General features: G+C 60.8%; 13 protein-coding genes and 1 riboswitch. Of the genes, 9 read left to right on the top strand and 4 right to left on the bottom strand.

What is annotated here, in order from left to right; translation table 11 throughout:
* Positions 1-147: 147 nt before the first annotated feature.
* From ACFVTG_RS12820 to ACFVTG_RS12810, 3 genes are all read right to left on the bottom strand, one after another.
* Positions 148-489, bottom strand: a complete 342-nt coding sequence (locus ACFVTG_RS12820) for a P-II family nitrogen regulator (RefSeq protein ID WP_390280925.1) — start codon at positions 487-489, stop codon at positions 148-150.
* On the bottom strand, positions 486-1,901 hold the full coding sequence (locus ACFVTG_RS12815) for an ammonium transporter (protein WP_284751450.1): 1,416 nt from the start codon (positions 1,899-1,901) through the stop codon (positions 486-488). The genes ACFVTG_RS12820 and ACFVTG_RS12815 overlap by 4 nt, the downstream gene beginning before the upstream one ends.
* Positions 1,902-2,161: 260 nt before the next feature.
* Positions 2,162-2,737, bottom strand: a complete 576-nt coding sequence (locus ACFVTG_RS12810) for a helix-turn-helix domain-containing protein (RefSeq protein WP_059388136.1) — start codon at positions 2,735-2,737, stop codon at positions 2,162-2,164.
* 303 nt (positions 2,738-3,040) lie between these two features.
* On the opposite strand from ACFVTG_RS12810, the gene ACFVTG_RS12805 reads away from it, so the two are divergent.
* Positions 3,041-4,573: a sodium:solute symporter gene (locus ACFVTG_RS12805; RefSeq protein WP_284751449.1), complete on the top strand. Its 1,533-nt coding sequence runs from the start codon at positions 3,041-3,043 to the stop codon at positions 4,571-4,573.
* 85 nt (positions 4,574-4,658) lie between these two features.
* Positions 4,659-4,778: riboswitch (SAM riboswitch) on the top strand.
* A gap of 14 nt (positions 4,779-4,792) precedes the next feature.
* Positions 4,793-5,113, top strand: coding sequence for a hypothetical protein (locus tag ACFVTG_RS12800; protein WP_284751448.1), 321 nt, complete (start codon positions 4,793-4,795; stop codon positions 5,111-5,113).
* Positions 5,114-5,164: 51 nt separating this feature from the next.
* Here the strand turns inward: ACFVTG_RS12800 and ACFVTG_RS12795 are convergent, their stop codons facing one another.
* Entirely contained in the window at positions 5,165-5,353 is a 189-nt protein-coding gene (locus ACFVTG_RS12795; RefSeq protein ID WP_059388139.1) for a hypothetical protein, read from the bottom strand.
* A 267-nt stretch (positions 5,354-5,620) separates the two neighbouring features.
* Here ACFVTG_RS12795 and ACFVTG_RS12790 point away from each other — a divergent pair, with 267 nt between their 5' ends.
* The 7 genes from ACFVTG_RS12790 to ACFVTG_RS12760 all read left to right on the top strand — a co-directional run bounded on the left by ACFVTG_RS12790 (position 5,621) and on the right by ACFVTG_RS12760 (position 15,422).
* Entirely contained in the window at positions 5,621-6,781 is a 1,161-nt protein-coding gene (locus ACFVTG_RS12790; RefSeq protein WP_390280922.1) for a VIT1/CCC1 transporter family protein, read from the top strand.
* Positions 6,782-6,828: 47 nt separating this feature from the next.
* The gene (locus ACFVTG_RS12785) at positions 6,829-7,677 is read left to right on the top strand and encodes a peptidase M10A and M12B matrixin and adamalysin (protein WP_390280920.1); all 849 of its coding nucleotides are present in this window, start codon (positions 6,829-6,831) and stop codon (positions 7,675-7,677) included.
* A 182-nt stretch (positions 7,678-7,859) separates the two neighbouring features.
* Positions 7,860-9,482: a hypothetical protein gene (locus tag ACFVTG_RS12780; protein WP_390280918.1), complete on the top strand. Its 1,623-nt coding sequence runs from the start codon at positions 7,860-7,862 to the stop codon at positions 9,480-9,482.
* Between the two features lies 1 nt (position 9,483).
* Entirely contained in the window at positions 9,484-11,235 is a 1,752-nt protein-coding gene (locus ACFVTG_RS12775) for a hypothetical protein (protein ID WP_390280916.1), read from the top strand.
* Entirely contained in the window at positions 11,232-13,331 is a 2,100-nt protein-coding gene (locus tag ACFVTG_RS12770; protein ID WP_390280914.1) for a hypothetical protein, read from the top strand. The genes ACFVTG_RS12775 and ACFVTG_RS12770 overlap by 4 nt, the downstream gene beginning before the upstream one ends.
* 25 nt (positions 13,332-13,356) lie before the next feature.
* Complete coding sequence (locus ACFVTG_RS12765) at positions 13,357-13,719, top strand: hypothetical protein (RefSeq protein ID WP_390280912.1); 363 nt, start codon at positions 13,357-13,359, stop codon at positions 13,717-13,719.
* A gap of 875 nt (positions 13,720-14,594) precedes the next feature.
* Positions 14,595-15,422: a hypothetical protein gene (locus ACFVTG_RS12760; protein WP_390280910.1), complete on the top strand. Its 828-nt coding sequence runs from the start codon at positions 14,595-14,597 to the stop codon at positions 15,420-15,422.
* Positions 15,423-15,895: the final 473 nt, after the last annotated feature.

The following is a 15,895-nucleotide window of genomic DNA, read 5'->3' as shown; positions in this document are numbered from 1 at the left end:
CCCCGGGGCCCCCCGCTCTGGCCCCCCCCCCCCCCCCCCCCAACCCCCCGGCGGGGGGGGGGTGTTGGGGGGCTCCCGGGGGGTGTGTGGGGCCCCCCCGGGGGGGCCCCCCCCCCAACACAGTGGAGCGGCACCAACACAGTCTTCCTAGCTGATCGCGGAGGCGCCACGTTCCCCGGTCCGGACGCGCACCGCCTGGGACACCTCGACCGTCCAGATCTTGCCGTCCCCAAACTGGCCCGTACTGGCACCGGAGATGATGGCGTCCACGATTCCGTCCACCAACTCGTCGGTGGACAGGACCTCCACCCGGATCTTGGGAAGGAGATCGGAGTTGTACTCCGCGCCCCGGTACACCTCTACATGGCCTCGTTGTTGGCCATAACCGTTCGATTGGCTCACGGTCATCCCGTTGACTCCGAAGCGTTCCAAGGCGTCCCGGACCTCGTCGATCCGCTCCGGCCTCACGATGGCCGTGACGAGCTTCACGTCGACGCCTTGCTACGCATCCGATCTGTTTTCCCGTTCGAGCTGGCTTCTTCATCACCACTGGAGCTCGACGGAGTTTTGCCGTTCTGTGGTTCTCCGGGATTGAATGATCCGCCAACCATGGCCAGCTCGTAGGCGGTTTCCGCGTGCTCCGTGATGTCGATGCCCGCCAGCTCTTCGTGCTCCTTGACGCGCATGCCCACTGTCTTGTGGATCGCCAGCCCAATGAGCGTTGTCATGATCGCTGTCCACGCGGTGACCACGAGGGCCGTCAATATTTGGGGCCAGAATTGGCTCAGGCCGCCGCCGTAGAAGAGGCCACCTTCAGTCTTTGCCGAGGGTACGGCGAAGAAGCCGAGGGACAGGGTTCCCCATAGGCCGCCGACGAAGTGGACGGCAACGACGTCCAAGGAGTCGTCCAGCCCGATCTTGAACTTCAGCCCGATGGCCAGAGCGCACACAGCCCCCGCGATGACGCCGATGACGATCGCGCCAATGGGATCCACGAAGCCACAAGCCGGGGTGACTGCCACCAAGCCCGCGACGGCGCCGGATGCGGCGCCAAGGGACGTCGCGTGGCCGTCGCGGAGCCTTTCGACAAGCAGCCAGCCCAGGAGCGCGGCGCTCGTGGCCAGGAGGGTGTTTGTCCAGGCAAGCGCGGCGATTCCATCAGCCGCCAGTTCCGAACCGGCGTTGAAGCCGAACCACCCGAACCACAGCAAGCCCGCACCGAGCATCACGAAGGGGAGGTTGTGCGGCCGGATGTTGGGGTCTTTCATGAATCCGAGCCGTTTGCCGAGCACGACCGCGAGCATGAGCCCGGCCATGCCGGCGTTCATGTGGACGACGGTGCCACCGGCAAAGTCGAGGGCCGAGATCTTGCTGCCGATGATCCCGGTGGATCCGAAGAGGCCGCCGCCCCAGACCCAATGGGCAATGGGCGCGTAAACGATGGTGACCCAGAGGCCGGCAAACAGCAGCCATGGGCCAAACCTGACACGTTCGGCCACCGCGCCACTGATCAGTGCGACCGTGATGATGGCGAAGGTGGCTTGGAAACCTATGAAGACCATGTCCGGCAGCCCCGGGGCTTTCCCGCCGATGACGCTGGCCAGTCCGCTGAGTCCGAAGTTCGCGAAGGGATCTCCGATGAAGCCGCCCAGGGTATCCGGGCCGAACGCGAGTCCGTAGCCCCACAGGGCCCAGACCACCGCGACCACGCCAATGGCGCCGAAGCTCATCATCATGATGTTGAGGACGGACTTCATCCTGACCAGGCCGCCGTAGAAGAACGCCAAACCTGGCGTCATGAGAAGGACGAGGGCGGAAGCTGCAAGCATCCAGGCTGTTGCGCCGGGATCAAGGGTCTGGGGGTTCACATCCAGCCCTACGCTGAAGAATACTGGGGTCATTTTCGGGAGCCTTCCTGCATATACGGCGCTCCATGGCGCCCGCACGGCGAGACCATTTTTAAAACGAACAGGTCCTGGTACCCCACGGGATACCGACCTTGACAAGTTGCCTTGACTCGAAGGTACAGTCGCCCTGTTTCAGCATTCGGCGCGGATCATTTCAGGCACGTAACACCGCTGGCCCCAGGGTTAAATCCTGAAGTCAGTCATGTTTCCGGCAGGTTACGCGCCGCGTGTCGCAAATACGGCGCGTCACAGCGTCAGCGGCTGGCTGCTGGCACCAGGATCCAGAGCACCTCAACGGGCTCGTCCGTGGGATTGACCCAGGTGTGCGGCTCGCGGCCCGGGAAGGACAGCGTGTCTCCCTCTTCGAGCTCGTACTCCTCGTTGGTGAGGATCAATTTGATGCGGCCCTTGACGACGTGCAGGACGTCGACGTCGCAATCGACGGCGTAAAGCTCGGCTTCTCCGCGGCCGCGGGGCTCGATGGAAGCCTGCAGGATCTGCAACCGCCGTTCCGACCGGGCAGTCAGGAGACGCTCCACTATTCCCTGGCCGCCGAGCGAAATCCGCGGCCCATCATCGCGCCGGGTCAGGTGTGTCTCCGGTGCCGCGAAAAGATCGCCGATGGACACTGAAAGGACCTGGCAAAGCGTCACAAGGGAAGCGACCGACGGCGATGTCAGGTCACGCTCCACGCGGCTCAGGAACCCTTTGGTCAGGCCGGTGGCGTCGGCAACCTGCTCGATGGTGAGCCGCTGCGATTGGCGGGCGGCGCGGATTCTGGAACCGATGGCAACGGGGACGTTGCTCGGTTCAACGGGGAGAGCCTTCATTCACGAACCTTTCAGGCCGTTTCTGCGGCCCTGTCATTGCAGCAATAGTAGCCGGATCGCCCGAGTGGCGGACCCTTTGGACAGCCAGAGGAGCGCCGATCCGCCCGCCGCGCAAAGCAACGCCTTGACTGTTACTCGCATCACTACGTATCCTCATAGGCAACAAGTGTTGTTTGTGAGGCACACATCACAGACTACTCTCCCCAATCACCAGCGCAGAGACCTTCCGCAACCCGCAGCGAAACCCAGCGGACCGGCGTCGGAATCCCCAAGAACTCTGCGCATCACTTTCAGGAGCCAACCGTGGACTCTTCGTTCATCAATATTGCGATCGTGGTGGTGTATTTGCTCGCCATGCTGGCCTTCGGCTGGTGGGGCAAGTCGCGCACCAAGAACAACAGCGACTTCCTGGTGGCAGGACGCCGCCTTGGTCCGATGCTCTACACCGGCACCATGGCCGCCGTCGTCCTCGGCGGCGCTTCAACGGTTGGCGGCGTCGGCCTCGGCTACAAGTTCGGCGTCTCCGGCATGTGGTTGGTCGTCGCCATCGGTTCGGGCGTGCTCCTCCTGAGCCTGCTTTTCGCCGGCACCATCCAGCGGCTGAAAATCTACACGGTCTCCCAGATGCTGAGCCTGCGTTACGGCCAGCGCGCCACGCAGACCTCCGGCATCGTCATGCTCGCTTACACGCTCATGCTGTGTGCCACGTCCACGGGTGCCTACGCCACCATCTTCGTTGTCCTCTTCGGCTGGGAGCGCTGGCTTGCCATCGCCGTCGGCGGCGCCATCGTCCTGGTCTACTCCACCATCGGCGGCATGTGGTCCATCACCCTCGCCGACCAGGTGCAGTTCATCATCAAGACGGTGGGCATCTTCTTCCTCATGTTGCCGTTCGCCCTCAACGCCGCAGGCGGCCTCGACGGTATCCGTGCCCGCGTTGACGCCAGTTTCTTCCAGTTGGACGGCATCGGAGCACAGACCATCATCACCTACTTCGTGGTGTACACCCTGGGCCTGCTGATCGGCCAGGACATCTGGCAGCGCGTCTTCACCGCCAAGACCCCCAAGGTGGCCCGTTGGGGCGGCGCCACTGCCGGCATCTACTGCGTCCTGTACGGCGTCGCCGGCGCCCTGATTGGCCTGGCCGCCCGCGTGGCCCTGCCCAACATCGACGTGAAGGCCCTTGGCAAGGACGTTGTCTACGCCGAGGTTGCCACCCACATCCTGCCGATCGGCATCGGCGGCCTCGTCATGGCCGCAGCAGTCGCTGCCATGATGTCCACCGCATCCGGAGCCCTCATCGCCGCAGCCACCGTTGCCCGCGCCGACGTTGTCCCGTTCGTGGCCAGCTGGTTCGGCAAGACGATCAACACCGACGACACCGAGAACCCCGAGCACGACGTCAAGGCCAACCGCTACTGGGTCCTTGGACTAGGCATCGTGGCCGTGCTGATCTCCATGGCGGCGCAGGACGTCGTGGTGGCCCTGACCATCGCCTACGACATCCTGGTAGGTGGCCTCCTGGTTGCCATCCTGGGCGGCCTGGTCTGGAAGCGCGGCACGGGCATCGCAGCGGCATGGTCCATGGCCGTCGGCTCGGTCTTGACCTTGGCCTTGCTGATCGCTTACGCCACGGGAATCATCCCCAGCGAAGACGGCGTCTACGCCAACGATCCCATCTACTGGGGCCTCGGCGCGTCGCTCGTCATCTACGTTGTGGTCTCCCTGCTGACGCCGCCCACGGAACCCGAGGTCCGCGAAGCCTGGGACCGCCGCGTCGCAGGAGCGGTCACCGAGGAACTCCCGCTGGAGGCCCACCCGGTGGCCAGCCACTAAGCTTCACAGAATTAAGTACGACGGCGGCGCCGCACCTTCTCCTTCGAGAGGTGCGGCGCCGCGCCTGCATGTACAGTAGGAACAGCTTCAAGAGATGTGGCGCCAAGCTCCGACTTGCCACACGCCAACCCCATGTTCACGGGTGGTTCGGATGAAGAAGCGGCCCGGCTCGGACCAGAGACAACCGAACGGGCAAGAGCAACTCCACAGGAGAAGGCCATGCCTTTCGAAAACGGCGCTACCGCCACAGCTGAGCGCACCACCCAGACCGGAAGCCTCTTGTTGCCACGCCCCCGACGGGTGGACGAGTTCGTCCGGGTGATTCCCGGCGTCGACCTCTCCCAAGGCTCCATCACGTTCGTGGTGGACGGAAACTTGGAACGCTATTGGCATCATGAGCCACGGCTCATCACCGAAGCGCTTTCAAAAGCGGTCCAGCCCGCCCGCTGGTTCCCGGCGACACGGAAACTCACCCTCACGGTGGCGGCAACCGGGCACCGGGCGGGCGTGCAGCGGCACTTCATCCTGAGCGCGTTCTAGGGCCCGGATTCAGCGAGTCAGGTTCAGCGAGGCCGGTTCAGCGAGCAGAGGCTATTCGAACTCTTCGTCCTCGCGGTGTTCCTCGGCGTCGAGCGGGACCACCCGTTCGTCGTCGTCGAGGACCTCGGATTGTTCCTCCCAGTCCTCGTCCACCTCCAGGTCTTCGCTGTAGTCGTAGGCGGGATCGGCCTCGACCGTGGGACGGTCGGGGTGGCGGGCGTGGGTCTCGGTGCTGTCCATGGTGCAACCTCCGTTCGACGTGCCGCTGAGCCCATCGGACAGGCAAGTGAGGCAGCCGGTCCAACGCCACCCCGCCAATTCGTGGACCCTGTCCATCCATCCCAGCACTGCCCCCTGCGGCGGTCAAGGCCTCCCGCGAGCCTCCCGGTTTTTGAGGCACGCCTAAAATGTCCAGTGAGGATTACCGGCCGAAAAACCGCGGAAATTGGCGATAGAGTGGAGCCGCAATGAGGCGATGAAGCCCGCCCCAGCGACCCAGGAGTCCCGGTGCACCCGCACACAAAACCCTCGTATTCAGACAATCCGTCGGACTCAAGCAGTCCATCGCAAGACGAAGCAGCCCCCAAGACTCCCCCGTCGTCGGACATCAAGCGCTGGCGGCAGTACTTGGCGGACGAGCGCGCCGAGGCCGCCGTGTACCGTCAACTGGCGCAGCGCCGCGATGGCGAGGAACGCGAAATCCTGTTGGCTCTCGCAGATGCCGAGGGCCGCCATGAGGCGCACTGGCTCAAGCTCCTCGGCGAACATGCCGGCATGCCGAAAGCAGCCTCCGTCCGGAGCCAAATGCTCGGCTTCCTGGCACGGAACTTCGGATCCGTGTTCGTGCTGGCCCTCGCCCAACGGGCTGAAGGCCGTTCGCCTTATACGAAGGATCCAGCAGCAACCCGCGCCATGGCGGCTGATGAACAGATCCACGAAGAAGTAGTCCGTGGCCTGGCGACGCGCGGCCGCAATAGGTTGTCCGGCACCTTCCGCGCGGCCGTATTCGGCGCCAACGACGGCTTGGTCAGCAACCTTTCGCTCGTGATGGGCATGGCGGCCACGGGCGTTCCCGCAACCGTGGTCCTGTTCAGCGGTATCGCCGGCCTCCTGGCGGGCGCGCTGTCCATGGGTGCCGGCGAGTATGTCTCGGTCCGCTCGCAACTCGAGCTCCTCAAGGCCACTCGCCCCACCCAGGCCACACTGACCGCAGCCCCGGCCCTGGACATCGAGCACAATGAGCTGGTCCTGGTATATCTGGCCCGGGGCATGTCCCGCGAAGCCGCCGAACACCGGGCCGCCGAGCGCATGGGCCTCTACAGCTGCGATTGCGATCCCAGCCTCTCCCTCCACCCCGAAGTGGAAGAAACCGTCAATGAGCACGAGGCCGTGGGCTCCGCCTGGGGCGCCGCGATCTCGAGCTTCTGCTTCTTCGCTTCGGGCGCCATCGTGCCCATCCTGCCGTTCATCTTCGGCATGACGGGCTTCGCAGCGCTTGCTGTGGCCGGTACGCTGGTGGGCATCGCGCTTCTGTCGACTGGCGCCGTCGTCGGCTTGTTGTCCGGGACCTCGCCGCTGACCCGCGGCCTCCGGCAGCTCGCCATCGGACTCGGTGCGGCCGCGGCCACGTATGGGCTGGGCCTCGTGTTCGGCGCTGTGATCGGATAGCAGCGCCGGCCCGAGGGGGCGCCGGTACAGGGACTTGGGGAGAAGACGTGCATTCAAACTACGGGTACGACGGCGGCCCGCCGCCCAAGCGCGCCAGTACCGCACTGGCGTTGTTCCGGAACGTGATGGTGGTGGCCGTGGTTGCGTCCGTAGCCGTGCTTGTCAGTGGCTTCCTCCGCGGCGACCCGGGCATCATTGGGTTGCTTCCTAATCTGGCTCCTTCCGCCCATGCCACGGCAAGCAGCTCCGGGCCCGACGCGGTTCCCGGGGACGGGCAGCAAAAGGCTGCCCGCGCGCCGGATACCCCGCCGCCTGGACTGGAAGAGGCCGGCCACCCGCTCGGCTCCCCCGCCAAGCCCGCTGTGGCCAGCAACTCCTACAAGTTCCTGGCCACCAATGCCGACGGCACACCCGTGAGCTACTCTCCGTGCCGTCCATTGCACTACGTGGTCAACGCAGCCCTCGCCCCGGCCGGATCCGAGGGGCTCATCGCCGACGCCATCGCCAAGATCGCTGCTGCCACGGGCCTCAAGTTCATCGACGACGGCGCCAGCACGGAAAAGCCCGCCGAGAAGCGCAAGCCGTACCAGCCCGCGCTCTACGGAGATCGTTGGGCGCCCCTGCTGATTTCCTGGACCACTCCCGAGGCGGCTCCGGGCTTGGCTGGATCCGTCATCGGCACTGGCGGCAGCACCATGTACAGCTTCGGCTCCGGACCCAAAAGCTACGTGACGGGAAGCCTGGACCTGGACGCCCCGCAAATCACGGAACTGCTGGGCATCTCCGGCGGAGCGCATTACGTCTCCGCGGTGATCCAACACGAATTGGGCCACGTGGCGGGTCTTATATGGGAAATGCCCATGTCGCGTCCCATGTCGCGTCTAGCAGTGTTGTGACTGAACCGTCCCTTTGAGTTGCTGAGAGCCGCTGATACGGACGAAGGTTCCCGGAAAAGCTCGGATCACTCTTCCTGCCCGGTCGTGGCGGCTTGTTGCCTACTCAATGCCGGCTGTATCCTCGATTCGTCACCACATCCTTTCGCCCCGGTTCGTTTTTCGAACCCCGAAAGGAGACAACCGTGCTTCATTCAAGTTTCGCAGCTTCAACAGACGAAGTCCCGACGGCGAAACCCCTCGGGACGCCGGCTGGGAGTGCCGCGGCTGATCCGACAGATAACCTGGCGGGACGCTGGTCCGTAAGAACGGTGGACATCTGGTCGGTGCTTAAGTCGCAGTCGTCCGCTGACGGCTGGCTGAAGAATGCAGCGTTAGGGAGTCCTCGGATCTCCCTTAGCCGGGAGCTCCTACATGTACTTCTTGCTCCAGATGGTCGCCTCGATCCTGCATTGCTTTCTTGGACCAAGTCTCTCCAGCGGGCGCCAGAAACAGGAAAGAGCTCCGCCGGCGATATAGCGATCTTCCTCAACTACCTGCACTCACATCTCGGGATCGAGTGGAGGGCCGCGGAGAGGGATGACATCTCCTCGTTTCTAGAATGGCGGGCGCAAGAGTACAGTTTTCGCCGCCGTGGCGAGGTTCGGAATGGTGTGAGTGCCGGGACCATCGCGCGAAACCTTGCATCCCTTAACTCCATGTATGGACACGCGGTGGACAAAGGCTTCATCAAGGCTTCACCGATTCCTCGCCGACGAGAAGGCAGCCCAGCGATAAACGCAGGAAAAGGACAGACCATCTCGGACGTCAAATGGGTGACTCGGCGTGCCTTTTGGCGCTGGAGATCCGAAGCCTTGTTGGGCCAAGCGAATGCCCACAATGATTCGGTGCTAATGATGGCTGGGCGCAACAGTTCGTATGCCGATCTTCTTTACTCCACCGGTATGAGGCGCGCAGAGGCGGCCGGACTCCTCACATTTGAAGTAGCCCAGAGACAGTCGGGTAACGGACTATTTAGAGGCCGAATCCCTGCGTCGTTATCGAAGGGGAAGCCCGCCCGCGGCAGGCTCTACTATTTTGGTCCTCAAATCAGAGACGTCTTAGTTCGCTACACGGAGCAAGATAGAGCTGTTGAGGAACTTCATGGCATCCAGAGCGGCCTTTACGAGGGTATCGAAAACGCACTTATCGCAACTCGCCTCCACCGGCTGGACGGAATAGCCGAGAGCATTACATATACTGATTCAACTTCCGGCGAGGTCACTGAAACGGCGCTTGACAAACTAGCGCTAAGTGATCGGCGAAGGTTGTATTCAATTGACGAAAACGGCGCTCGAAGGCCACTATTCCTTTGGCTGGGATACGGTGGCGGCCCAATGGCAACCTCGACTTGGAACGATGTGTTTGACGCTGCGAATTCCCGCATGGCGCGGATTCAAACCCAAGAAGACAGCGCAGGCATAATTCTTTCCAACGAATCAAGCATCCGCATCCACCCACACATGTTGCGGCACTCTTTCGCATTGCACGCCTTCGCCCTTGCGGCGATGATTGAGCTTCGAAGGATGGGCATCGAAAATCGAAGAGGGCTTCAACAGCTAGTCTCCGAGAGCAACATCTGGGTCCGTATCCAGGCTTTGCTGGGACACAAGGATGTGGAGACAACGCGCAAGATCTATCTGGCTCCGGTTCAGACAATAGAATGGGAATGGTTCGCAACAGCATTTGATCCGCACCCCCGGGACTTAGATGCTGCGCTAACTCTAATAGCTCAAACCGACAGCCGAGTCATGGATGTGGATCACTGACGTGAAGGCTTCTCTCGGAAATGACTTGGTGCTGATCCTCAGCCCACAAGATAATGGCAATGAAACACGGCTGAGATTCTGTGACCTCTTGTGCGGAGATCACCTCCGCGCCGCTTTGGCCCAAAGGGTGCTCGACCTCTGCTCTCCGTTTGGGACGTGGAACTCGCCGGAAACCGCAAAGACGGCCTTTTACATGCTAGGTCGCTTTCTCAAGACGGGCTACTTCCGCGAACTCTCGGATATAAAGCCCAATAATTGGAAAGAGTTTTGGCTCAGCTTAAAGCCGTCCATGAAAGTCTACGCCGGCTCTCTACGTATCCTTCTTCTCGGCGCAGAGGGCCTTCCTCCAGAAACCGTCGAAAGCATGCTAGCGCTTTCAGGGCACACGATCCCGACTGGAAAACCGGCCGCGTCCCTAAATGACGCCGACGTAGAATCCCTTAGAGATAAAACGTGGGCGACGTTGGTAGCAGCTAGGGATAGAATTCGAGCTGGCTGGCGACTCGTCCAGCGGTTCAAATCAGGCATGTCGGCCAGTGATCCCGATTACTCCTACGCGGCCATCCTGACCGAGATCGCCACCCAGGGCGACATTCAACGTCGCTCCTCTAGTCGAAATCAGCGCTACCTTCCCCCGGATGTCCTCCGGAGATTGTACGGGGGAACGCGCGGCCAAACGACGGCTATGCCGCTCTTCGAGCAGTTGTACCTAACCAGCCAAGAGGGTGCTGCAGCCCTAATCGCACTCGGTATTACGTGCGGCTGGAATTTATCGGTCGCTATTTCGCTACAATCCACCGAGGTTCGGCGTATCGACGCGCGCGACGAGAGTGAACCGGAGATTCTTGGCGTTCGCCTTCGGAAACCACGGCGAGGGGCGGCAGACACCTGGTCCGAAAACTACCAGGACACCGGCCCGCGTTCCAAGGCTCGGCTGCTGCAGGTACTCCTGGAGTGCACCGAAGGAGCGCGCAGGACCCTCAAGGAGTTAGGCAAGCCGCGACACGAACTGCTCATAGTCCTACCTGCGCACCTGGTTGGCGTTACTCAAACGGAAACGCCCTCACCGCTCTTCCCTTTGAGCACCGTCGGTTACCGTGCCGTGCTACAGCATCTGTCAACCTGGCGCGAGAACAATCCGGAATACGGATCAGCAGGCCCTCGTGCCGTCCGTCAGTACTTCACATCGAGAGTCCACCCTCAAGGACACAAAGCCTCCACAAATTCTTCCTATGTGCTGCGGGATCCTGTCGTCCGCGAGTCGTCGAAATCAACGATAGAGGATGGAATAGCCAGCGCTATCGCATTCCTGCAGGCTACGGTCATCGACGCGAACGTCGTGTCGGCTGAGAATGCTCCCATTGCTGCCGCCGCCGGCACGCTTCTCGACGTTAACGAGAAGCGGAACGATACCGTTATCGGAGCGTGTCAAAACCCTAAAGAAAGCGGTATCACGGGAGGACCTTGCACAGCTAGTCTTCTGTTATGCTTCGCCTGCCGCAACGCAATAGTAATGAGTCGGCATCTTCCCCGCATTGTCCTGCTGTTTAACAGAATCGATGCGATTCGTTCCGTCACAGAGGAAGAAGACTGGGCGGTGAACTGGTCAGCACATCACTCGAGGTTGATTGACCTACTGGAGCCGGGAAAGTTCTTTTCCGAAAGTCAGATCAAATCTGCACCAGACGCAGTGACCTCAGAGGATATCCGTATGATCGAACGCCTTTTGGCCCGTGAATGGGACGTCGCATGAATGATCCACTCCTGCCGCACGAGTCTTCAACCTCCTTCGGAACGAATAGCATTCCTGAGGAAACAGCTCTCGTGTTCGACTCTCTTTCGATCCGAACTGACGTCGGAAGTCTTCCGCCGGTCCTCTTTGGACAAGATATCTGGCCGTTACACCATTTGGACAATTCCGAAACACAGACTTCTCTGAACATCGATTTCCGGAAGGTTGTCCAAAAGTTTCGTCGTCCAGCCAAGATCCTGATCTTTAACCTTCTCAACACGGATGCTGCACGTCGTACCATCTATTTTCATCGTCCCCGCTTAGCCCCTTCTTCCGTCGCCAGGGCGTTCAGGGTCTTCCTCGCTCTCGCCAAATGGTTGAATAATCGCGGCATCGGTCACTTATCCGATATGTCATCCGCCGACCTGGACGACTACGCAATTACCATTGAATCCAAAAAGGCACGAGCAAGTAGTAAAGTTGCAGAATTAATCCTCATTTCACGAATTTTCGCACACAACGCTCATCTAAGAGGTGACATTCAGTTCTGCGAACCACCCTGGTTCGGTCAAAAGATGACCGACTGGATACCAGGCGGTTCTTCAACTATCTCAAATCAAACTGAACCAATAGAACCCGAAGTTCTGGAACCTTTGTTGATCGCAGCCTTCAGAATAATCGATGGCTATCTCGACGGAACCTTACCCATGGACGTGCAGTGCTCATGGTATCTGGCCCGTAAATGGGCGAAAGAGGAGCCTGGAGGCCCATTCGAAGGACGGGCTCCCACAGCTGCGGCGGCCGCGATCATTTCTAGATTCGAAAATGCAACAAACTGGGTGCCCGACTTTAGCAAGTCTCATGTGCGAGGTGCTGGACTCATTGTCATCGGATACCTGACCGGCATGCGACCGACCGAACTTCTTCACCTCAAAGCTGATTGCCTAGAGGTCGTCGACAAGTCAGACGCTTCAGGGATTGGCGTTCGTCGGTACCAGATCACCGGCAGAACCTTCAAGGGAGTTCGAGACCCGTCCGGCAACACCTTAACGGGGGGAATTGAGAGGGATCAGCCCTGGGTGACAATCGAACCCGTGGAACGAGCGGTCCGTGCGATGAGGCAGCTCGGCGAAAGCTGCGGAGAATCCGAATTTCTCTTTACACGGCTGTACCAGCCCAGAGATGAACTGCGTTCGCGTCGAGGGCAAGCGATTACGGCCGACATGGCGGCCGTAGCCATAGAAGGTATGGTCCGGGTCTGGAACCGGCGCGCCGCGAACGACCCCTCAATGCTACGGATCCCGAACGACTCCTGCGACGATCAGGCAAATGCGCCTGACCCTAGTGAACAGACCTCACCATCAGACCAGTTTCGGCCCCCCTTGGCAACGAGTATGGTCAACGGCGTCGAGGAAATTGAGACACCTCGGAGCCGACGCGCGCCGACCCTCTCCCGGTTTAGACGGACGCTCGCCTGGCACATCGTCAACCGTCCCGGTGGGGTAGTTGCTCTCGGGATTCAGTACGGGCACTATCGCCAATTGACGTCGATGGGGTATGCAGGACGATCCGAGTCAGGATTTCCCGACGAGCTTGAATTCGAACAGCTCCTTTCAAGTTGGAACAATCTAGACGCCCTAGCAAATGAGAGCGAGGAGGCTACGATTAGCGGACCAGCTGCGGCCCGGCTTCAGGATGGAATTTCGCTGTTCAAGGAGCAATTCTCGGGCTCCGTGAAGAACCCCAAGCAGCTGACGAGGTTGAAGGCGGCCGGCCTGCAACGTATATATGACAACCCCAAAGCCATGGTCGTCTGCGTCTTCAACCCGGTAACGGCGGCCTGTAACCAGAATCGATCGGATCCGGAGGGCAATCTCAGGGAGACCCCCGATCTTGACAACTGTTCCCCCATCTGTCCGAATCTAGCCCAACTTGATAGCCATATTGCGAAGAAACAGAAGGTTCGGGACGGACTCGAAGAAGAGATCGAGTACCTCCCGGAGATCCTCGCTGATCGCAACCGCCGACGCATTGTCCGCCTCGATTTAGACATCTCTAGGCACCGAAAACGCGGGGCCGGCGAGGACTCAGAGGATTCCAATGACTCGGCGAGGTGATGATGCATTCGAACGTCGAGCAATCATGGAAGCCATCGAACGCCTGCTCACCGGCAGACCGTTATGGAGCGACGGTTCTTTGAATGTGAAGACGCTGGCCCTCGAAGCGAAACTCGGAAGACACATCCTGACCCAGAAGCATACGGATCTCCGGGACCTGTTTAGAGAGAAGTTGCCTGCTTCGCAGAGACCAGACAATGACCGCGAGATCGAACAACGGGCCGCGAACGACTCGAAACTGGTTCGTATCCGTGAACAGCTCGCCGTTGAACGTCAGCTCAACCAATCACTGATCGCCCAATTGGCTATTGCCCTGCTGCGGATCGAAGATCTCGAACGCCGGGCGGCCCAAGCCGACCGCAAGCGAGGATTGAATGCTGTGGATTGACATCCGTCGAGCAGGGAATGCATCGTTCCGCCCCCGGCGCATGGTGAGGTCCGTTCACCGCAATCCGTCGACCGCGATACAGGTCGTCTGCCGATGCCCAGGTCCGTCCGGGGCCGCACCGCAACGGTACCGATTTCAGGGTTTCACCGAAATCGAACCAGCATTTCGCATTCAAAATGCGGCATCCCGTGTTCTGCCGAAGCATAGATTTCCTCCAAGAGTCACCTGGTGTTCGAAGTCAGCTCAGCGCGATCTCGGACATCATTTAGGATCTCGCTGCCGCCGGCGCACGATTCGGGAGTGGCACGAAAAAGCGCCTCGCGTAACGATCTCGCTGCTCATTCAGTAGAAGACGATGACGATCTGGCAGTCTTGGCCACCAACGCCATATCCTCACCGTGTGAACCAAGTAGCCACACTTAGTCGCCAGCGTATCGCCCTATTTGTGGATATCGGTCAAAACTGAGCGATTGCAACGGTTGAAAACTGAGCCGTCCGTTCCAAACGATTTGGTGGTGATCACAACGCGAGGATTGGGCGGTTATTCGGCGGTTGCATCTTGACGAGGGCGAATCGATGAGATCGATATCCGGCGACCGTGTTGCTAAGCGTCTGGGTGGTCCGGTTCCCCGAGGTGGTTCCGTGAGAACGTTGCCAGGGTCCGGCTCGAGTATGCCCCAGTCTGCTTCACCCTATAAATGCCAGCCTTGGGTCACTCCCCTCGGCGGCTGGCGCCGCGGAAGACCGTGAGCGGAGCCGGATTCGGGGGAAGGCATGCATGAAGCCCGACGGAAGTTCAGTGGGACCCGCGAGTGAATACCCTCCGCGGCGTGTGTTCAGGCAGAGCCACTGCTGTCCAGCCTAGACTTCAGGCTGTGATCCAATTTCCGGTAGACGACGAGGACGAAGTTAAGCACAGCCAGTGGATTGTGCTTTTGTTCGCCAGGGCCTCCTCGATCGAATCGGCCCTCGAGCCCCTCATCGACCCGGCAGAAGGTTCTCCCCTGTTTCTGGATGACGCTAGGTCCCCACATCACACGGTGTCGACCTATGCGTTTTCGCAGCTTTCAGTCGCGACGGGTTGCATAGCGTCGCTGGAGCAGATGATGGTCCGGGAGTCCGAGGACAAAATTAGCCTGACGGCAAGCCCGTTCGGCGCCTATGCACTGGTCCGAAATGCTTTGGACGCCACGGCGGCGGCGCTGTGGCTTCTGGAACCGGCTAATGGAACCTTAAGAATCAAGCGGAGGATCCTCCTAGGCCTAGATGAGGTGGCCAAGGGCGCAGCCCTACGCGAGACTTTGGGCCAGCCTTCCGTCAAAGTCAAGCGTCGTGCCCGGCTCAAGGAGATCGCGGAGCAGGCCGGGCTGGGGGAATGGAACCCTCTCAGTCAGGAGCTTCCATCCATGACCCGGATGCTCAAGCAGTTGGAGAGACTGCATGAAAACGCAGTCTTTCCGTGGCTTGCGGCATGGCAGCTTTCAAGTGGACATGCTCATGGGAAGTCCTGGGCCCAACTAGCTTCCAATGAGTTGCAGGAAGTCGAAGGGACCCGTACTGCCACGGGAGCGCAGTTCCAGATGACCATCCGGTTTGGGATGCTCGCGGCCGTACTATTTGAAGCGGTCCAGATGCTTGAGGTAGCCTGCGTCCGCTACGTGGTATTGGCCGGCGGCCCGCCCACGACCGACCGCGGTGCGTAAATCGCCGCCAGGGCGGACAATGGGGCCGCCCAGGCATTGCGCCCGTACTGTTCCCGCGCAAGCGCACGCCTTCATCAGAGGTGTCGGCCGCGTAACGTCCGCACATGCACCCATCATGCCTCAGACGGGTCGATGTCAGAGCGTATGCGGGCCGTCAGAGGAAACGACACCGGTCCCCGCGCGTAGCGGTGAATCGTCCTAACCCTGCGCTGGACCTTCAAAGGGGTCGAGCTCCCCCGAACAGACCGACGCGAAGACTGGCGACGGCGTGACCGATTCCCGGCGGGGCTCAGGCCTAGAAGCCCTAGCCGGCGTCTGCTGGCAGGGGCGCTTCGTGGCGTAAGTCGTCCACTGATCCTGGCTGTTTCTTTGAGGTGCCTCGCGGCCGAGCTGATTGAGATCGCCTTCCCGGTCGGCTGCCTCTCTGATATTGGCCCTGCGAAGTCCTTCTGAGGCCGGAATCGACCATCCTG

The sequence above is a fragment of the Arthrobacter sp. NPDC058127 genome (genome assembly GCF_042884555.1).
In the GTDB taxonomy this organism is placed as follows: Bacteria; Actinomycetota; Actinomycetes; order Actinomycetales; family Micrococcaceae; genus Arthrobacter.
This window is presented reverse-complemented; position numbering and strand designations above follow the sequence as displayed.

Bases quoted from the DNA above. Each gene is read 5' to 3' on its own strand.
- ACFVTG_RS12765 (WP_390280912.1), top strand. From the start codon at position 13,357: ATGGAAGCCATCGAACGCCTGCTCACCGGCAGACCGTTATGGAGCGAC.
- ACFVTG_RS12815 (WP_284751450.1), bottom strand. From the start codon at position 1,901: ATGACCCCAGTATTCTTCAGCGTAGGGCTGGATGTGAACCCCCAGACC.
- ACFVTG_RS12810 (WP_059388136.1), bottom strand. From the start codon at position 2,737: ATGAAGGCTCTCCCCGTTGAACCGAGCAACGTCCCCGTTGCCATCGGT.
- ACFVTG_RS12795 (WP_059388139.1), bottom strand. From the start codon at position 5,353: ATGGACAGCACCGAGACCCACGCCCGCCACCCCGACCGTCCCACGGTC.
- ACFVTG_RS12770 (WP_390280914.1), top strand. From the start codon at position 11,232: ATGAATGATCCACTCCTGCCGCACGAGTCTTCAACCTCCTTCGGAACG.
- ACFVTG_RS12800 (WP_284751448.1), top strand. From the start codon at position 4,793: ATGCCTTTCGAAAACGGCGCTACCGCCACAGCTGAGCGCACCACCCAG.